The sequence below is a fragment of the Streptomyces sp. NPDC037301 genome (assembly GCF_055602785.1).
On the sequence record NZ_JBVJWD010000017.1, the window covers coordinates 187,216 to 193,277 of the forward strand.

The window sequence follows — 6,062 nt, forward strand, 5'->3', positions numbered from 1 at the left end:
CTGGAGGCCGACCCCGGGATCAACTGGAACGCCTCCGGCTACCTGGAAGACCTGTCCTTCCCCCCCCCCCCCCCCCTCCCCCCCCTCCCCCCCCCCCCCCCCCCCCCCCCCCCCCCCCCCCCCCCAGGCCGGCAATTGTGACGGCTCCGAGGCGGACTTTGCACGGGACACGGCGCCGGATCCGGACTTGATTGGGACGGGCAGGTGGGCGGGGGGCGGCGGAGAGGGTAGCGTGCGTAGCGCGCCACCGGCGGTTGTTCTCGGCCGCGCGCCTATCGGCGATCCCGCAGAATGGATAGCAGAAGGTGCGCCCGAGGCAGGCACAACGGGTGTGGACGTCGACGCGGCCCTCAGGTCCGCTCCGCCCGCATCTGTCATTGCCGAAATCGATGGATGTGCTGGCGCGCTCGTGAGACTGGCGTAGGAGAGAAGCGAGACCTGTGAGTGCTGTGACGACGCGAAGCCGTACGGCCCGTACCCCTGTTCCCGACCGCCTGTGCGCCGAGGCGGTGGACCTCGCCCGCGCGGCGGCCGAGGAAGCAGCCGCGCCGGGGGTCGTCGGTGAGCATGTGGCCGTGGTCTCCGAGGGGGACCGGGTCGTCACGCACTTCTTCGAGTGCGAGGAGCCGGGCTATCGGGGCTGGCGCTGGGCGGTGACCGTCGCCCGGGCGTCCCGCGCGAAGAACGTCACCCTCGACGAGACGGTGCTGCTGCCCGGCAGCGACGCGCTCCTCGCTCCGGAGTGGGTGCCGTGGAGCGAGCGGCTGCGTCCCGGGGACATGGGGCCCGGCGATCTGCTGCCCACCGAGGCGGACGACATCCGCCTGGAGCCCGGCTACACCGGCGAGGACGAGCCGCCGCCGAGCTCCGCGGTCTCCGAGGTGTCCCAGGAGATGGCCGACCTCGTCGATGCGGAGGACGCGGAGCTGACGACGCGCCCCGCGACGACGAGCCGGGGCTCGATCGCGGCGGTCGCCGAGGAGCTCGGTATGCGGCGGGCGCGGGTGCTGTCGCGCTATGGGCTGCACACGGCGGCCGACCGGTGGGACGAGGCGTTCGGCGCGAAGACGCCGATGGCTCAGGCGGCTCCGGCGTCCTGTGTCACCTGCGCGTTCCTGGTGCCGTTGGCGGGTTCGCTGAAGCAGGCGTTCGGGGTGTGCGCGAACGAGTTCGGTCCGGCGGACGGGCATGTGGTGTCGCTGTCGTACGGGTGCGGTGGGCACTCGGAGGCGGCGGTGATGCCGAAGCCGCCGAAGCCGGCGCCGCATGCGCTGGACACGATGCAGGTGGACGAGTATCCGTTGCGTCCGGCACGGGACTCGGGCTCGGTCCCGGCGGAACCGGACGGCCCGACGGAGGACCTCGGTCACTCCTGAGCGGGGCGAGGCTTCGGGGGTTCTCCGGCGCGCCCGGCCATGGCACCTGCGGGCTTGCCCCGCGAACCGGTTCCGCCCTCAATCTCCCCATAGCCTCAAGGGCATGGGGGGGACCCCTCGGCGGGCTTGAGACGCGCCTGCGGGCCCGCCGGCGAATCACTTTGCCCTCAATCTCCCCCATGGCCTTGAGGGCATGGGGGGACCCCCTCGACGGGCTCGATTTCGCACACCCCAGCCCGTCCGGCGTTCGAGGACGGAACCGGAGCGGTGGTGCGCGGTGCGGCAGAATCCGGCCTTGCCGTGGGCAACCCCGCAGACACGACACCCCGTCCGGCGAGAGGACCCGGTACCTTCAGGCGCACACTGGCGGCACGGGCAACGCGTAACCGGAAAGAGCGGAGTCAGAGCGTGAGCATGAATGCGACCGAGGGGGCCGACCCGTTCGGGACCGCACGGCTGCGACGCGGCGTGCTCGACGCCTGGGGCGCCGGCCCTGCCAGATTCCGCGAGGACGCCAACGCCGAGGAGGACCTCGCGCTCGGCGGCTACCGCGACCGCCTCGTCGTCGAGCTGGCCCAGAACGCCGCCGACGCCGCCGCCCGCGCACAGGTCCCCGGCCGGCTCCGCCTCACCCTGCACCCGGCGACTGCGGACGCCCCCGCCGCGCTCGCCGCCGCCAACACCGGCGCCCCCCTCGACGCCACCGGCGTGGAGTCGCTCTCCACCCTGCGCGCCTCCGCCAAGCGCGAGGGCCACGAGGGGGCCGTCGGCAGGTTCGGCGTCGGGTTCGCCGCCGTGCTCGCGGTGAGCGACGAGCCCGCCGTCGTCGGCCGGCACGGTGGTGTCCGCTGGTCCCTCGCCGAGGCCCGCGACCTCGCCGCAAGGGCGGCCTTCGCCAGCCCGGGCCTCGGCGACGAGCTCCGCCGTCGCGACGGCCACGTCCCCCTGCTGCGGCTCCCGCTGCCCGCCGAGGGCACCGCGCCCGACGGGTACGACACCGTCGTCGTCCTCCCGCTGCGCGACGGCGGTGCCGAGGACCTCGTGGTCCGGCTGCTCGACGCGGTCGACGACGCGCTCCTGCTCACCCTGCGCGGCCTCGACGAGATCGTGATCGAAACCCCGGACACCGTACGGACGTTGCGCCGGTCGCAGCACGGCCCGTACACCCACGTCAAGGACTCCGCGCACGGTACGCACCGCTGGCGCACCGTCACCCGGCACGGCCCCGTCGAGCCCGCCCTGCTGGCCGACCGGCCCCGCGAGGAACGGCTGCGCCCGCACTGGTCGGTCACCTGGGCGGTGCCGGTGGACGCGGAGGGCGCCCCGGTACGCCCCCGCACCGTCCCCGTCGTCCACGCTCCGACCCCCACCGACGAACCCCTCGGTATCCCCGCGCTGCTCATCGCGTCGCTGCCGCTCGACACCACCCGCCGCCACTTCGCACCGGGACCGCTCACCGACTTCCTGGTGCAGCGCGCGGCCGATGCGTACGCCGGGCTGCTCGCCGACTGGCAGCCGGTGTCCATCGACACCATCGACCTCGTCCCCGGACCGCTCGGTAAGGGCGAACTGGACGGCGCCCTGCGCGGCGCGATCCTGGAACGGCTGCCGCGCGTCGCGTTCCTGGAGCCTGCCGCCCCGCGCGACGCCACCACCGAAACGGACCGGTGGGACACCTGGGACGCGCAGGCGGACGGCATCCGCGAGACGGCCACCACCGCGCTGCGCCCCATCGAGGCCGAGGTGCTGGAAGGCGTGGGCGCCGAGACCGTACGGGTGCTCGCCGAGGTCCTGCCGTGCCTGCTGCCCGCCGGACTGGAGCGCCGCAGCGAACTGCGCACCCTCGGCATCGCCCGCGTCCCGCTGACCGAGGCGATCGACCGTCTCGCCGGTCTGGAGCGCGACCCCGGCTGGTGGCGGCGGCTGTACGACAGCCTGTCCGGCATCGACCCGGACCGTCTCTCCGGCCTGCCCGTCCCGCTCGCCGGTACACCGGAAGCGCAGGACGCCGAGACCCCGACCGCCCCCCGCACCGCCATCGGCCCCCGCCAGGTCCTTCTCCCGTTCCCCGACGCGCTCACCGGCCCCGTCCTGGGCCGCCTCGCCCGGCTCGGGCTGAAGGTCGCGCACCCGGACGCCGCCCATCCGCTGCTGGAGAAGCTGGGCGCCCTGCCCGCCACGCCCCGCGCCGTGCTGACGACCCCGCAGGTGCGGGCAGCCGTCGCCGGATCGCTGGACGCGGGCGAGATCTGGGACGAGGACGCGCTGGACGCCGAAGAGCTCACAGAGACCGTCCTCGCCCTTGTGCGGGACGCGGAACTGGCACCGGGCGACGAGCCCTGGCTCGGCGCGCTCGCCCTTCCCGACGAGGACGGCGAACCCGCACCTGCCGGTGAACTCGTGCTGCCCGGCAGCCCGTTCGCGGCCGTCATGCGGGAGGGTGAACTGGCACTCTGCGACCAGGAATTGACCGACCGTTGGGGCGAACAGCCGCTCACCGCCTGCGGGGTGCTCGCCACCTTCGCCCTCGTGCGGGCCACCGATGTCGTCCTGGATCCGGACGAACTGGAGCCCGGTGAGGGCGACTTCGCCGAGCCCGACGACGCCGGGCTGCTCGACGCCGTGGACGTGTGGTGCGAGGACATCCTCGACCAGCTGCAATTGAGTCTGCCGCCGCGCAGCGGTGACGATGAGGGGTGGTGGTCGGGCGACGGGCGGGCCTCCGTGCCGCCGGTCGCCACCGAACTCGTCGCCGTTCGCGACCTCGACCTCGTCGACGACGACGCCTGGCCGCAGGCGCTCGCCCTGCTCGCCCAGCCGCCGTTGCGCGACGCGCTGACCCAGCCGGTGCGGGTGCTGCTGCCCGACGGTACGACGCAGTCCGTCCGTCCTTACACGGCCTGGTGGCTGCGCGACCACCCCGTGCTCGACGGCCGCCGCCCGGCCGGTCTGCGGTCTGCGGGCGGCGACCCGCGGCTGGCCGGACTGTACGACTCCGCCGACGCGACCGGCTTCGACGACGCCCAGGTGCTGCGTGCCCTCGGTGTACGGACGTCCGTGACCGCCCTCCTCGACGAGCCGGGCGGCGCCGCCGAACTCCTAGGCCGGCTCGCGGACGGGGACCGTGTGGTCGGCTTCGTACAACTGCACTCCCTGTACACGGCCCTGGCCGACCTCGACCCGGAACAGGTCACGCTGCCCGACGAATTGCGGGCCGTGGTCGACGGTGAGATCCGGGTCGTCGACGCGGCGGACGCCGTGATCGCGGACGCTCCGGATCTGCTGCCGCTCGCCGGGGGGCTCCCGCTGCTTCCGGTCACCCCGACCCGCGCGGCCGATCTGGCCGAGCTGTTCCAGGTGCGCAGGCTCGGCGAGAGCGTCGAGGCGGAGGTGACGACGGAGGGCGAGGAGCACCAAGTGCCGGATTCGGTACGGGTCCTGCTCGGCGCCGGAACCCCGGACGCGTACATCGAGCACGGCGAACTGCGCGCGGGCGGCGTCGAACTGGACTGGCGCCACACCTCCGACGGGACCGTGCACGCCGCCACGCTGGAAGGCGTCGCTGCGGGCCTGGCCTGGGCGGCGGGGCAGTGGCCGCGCCGCTTCGAGGTCGCGGCACTGCTGGAGGACCCGTCCCGTACGGAGGAACTGGCCCGGGACCGCTGGTTCGACTGACCGGCCGGTGAGGGGCCGAAGTGCATCCGTGCCGGAGCGCGGGGCGATTGCACAAGAAATCCCCAACAGGCACACAACCGTTCACGTATCCCGATGGTCTCTCCTGTTGAAGCCATCAGGCTTCACAGACGATCTTGGGCCTGTTGGCGGACGACCTCCGTGGGCCCCCTTCTCCTGTTGGGGAATGAACATGCGCATTCGTGCGACCGTGGCCGCCGTAACCGGCGCCCTGGCTCTCTCCGCCCTTGTCATTCCGTCGGTGGCCCAGGCCGACGACGCGCACCGCTCGACCGTCGGCGACGTCGCGCGTGCCGCTCAGTCCACCATCGGTGCCGGCTCCGGCGCCAAGTCCGGCGCGCGCTCCCTCGCGGCCGAGAGCGTCCCCGGTAAGCTCGACCTCACCTTCTCCAAGCTCAAGGTGAACGGCGGCAAGCGAATCGCCGTGGGCACCACCGCCACGAAGACCGTGCCGACCACGTTCATCGTGACGCACGCCGCCGATGTGAACATCTTCGCCTCGGACTTCGGGCTCGATGTCTCGCTCTACCGCGGCTCGTTCAAAAATCCGACGAACGAGCTCTACGGCGATGTCGCCCCCACCTGCAAGGCTGTCTCCTCCACGGTCGCCACCTGCAAGGGGCAGATCGCCATCTCGCCGCAGTACGACCTGATCGGCAACGCCGACGCCACGACGTGGCAGGCAGGGGGCTTCGCTGTCGACTTCAACGGCCAGGACCCGATGAACCCCGACTTCAGCAAGGTCGACTTCGCGCTGCAGGAAGGCCTGGGCGCCACCCGTGTGCAGCGGCTGTCGAAGCTGACGGTGAACGCTGCTCCGGAGCCCGTGAAGAAGGGCAAGACGATCACGGTCACCGGCAAGCTGTCGCGTGCGAACTTCGACGACCTGAAGTACCACGGCTACACCGGGCAGCCGGTGAAGCTCCAGTTCCGCAAGAAGACCAGCTCCACGTACACCACGGTCAAGACGATCAAGACGAACAGCACGGGCAA

General features: G+C 72.7%; 3 protein-coding genes. All 3 read left to right on the forward strand.

Annotated elements, in window-relative coordinates; translation table 11 throughout:
- The first annotated feature begins 440 nt into the window (after positions 1-440).
- Positions 441-1,376: a DUF3027 domain-containing protein gene (locus ACZ7IB_RS26495; RefSeq protein ID WP_470916290.1), complete on the forward strand. Its 936-nt coding sequence runs from the start codon at positions 441-443 to the stop codon at positions 1,374-1,376.
- Between the two features lie 414 nt (positions 1,377-1,790).
- Positions 1,791-5,051: a sacsin N-terminal ATP-binding-like domain-containing protein gene (locus tag ACZ7IB_RS26500; RefSeq protein WP_470916315.1), complete on the forward strand. Its 3,261-nt coding sequence runs from the start codon at positions 1,791-1,793 to the stop codon at positions 5,049-5,051.
- A 190-nt stretch (positions 5,052-5,241) separates the two neighbouring features.
- Positions 5,242-6,062: hypothetical protein (locus tag ACZ7IB_RS26505; RefSeq protein ID WP_470916291.1), on the forward strand; the 821-nt coding region annotated here is incomplete at its 3' end.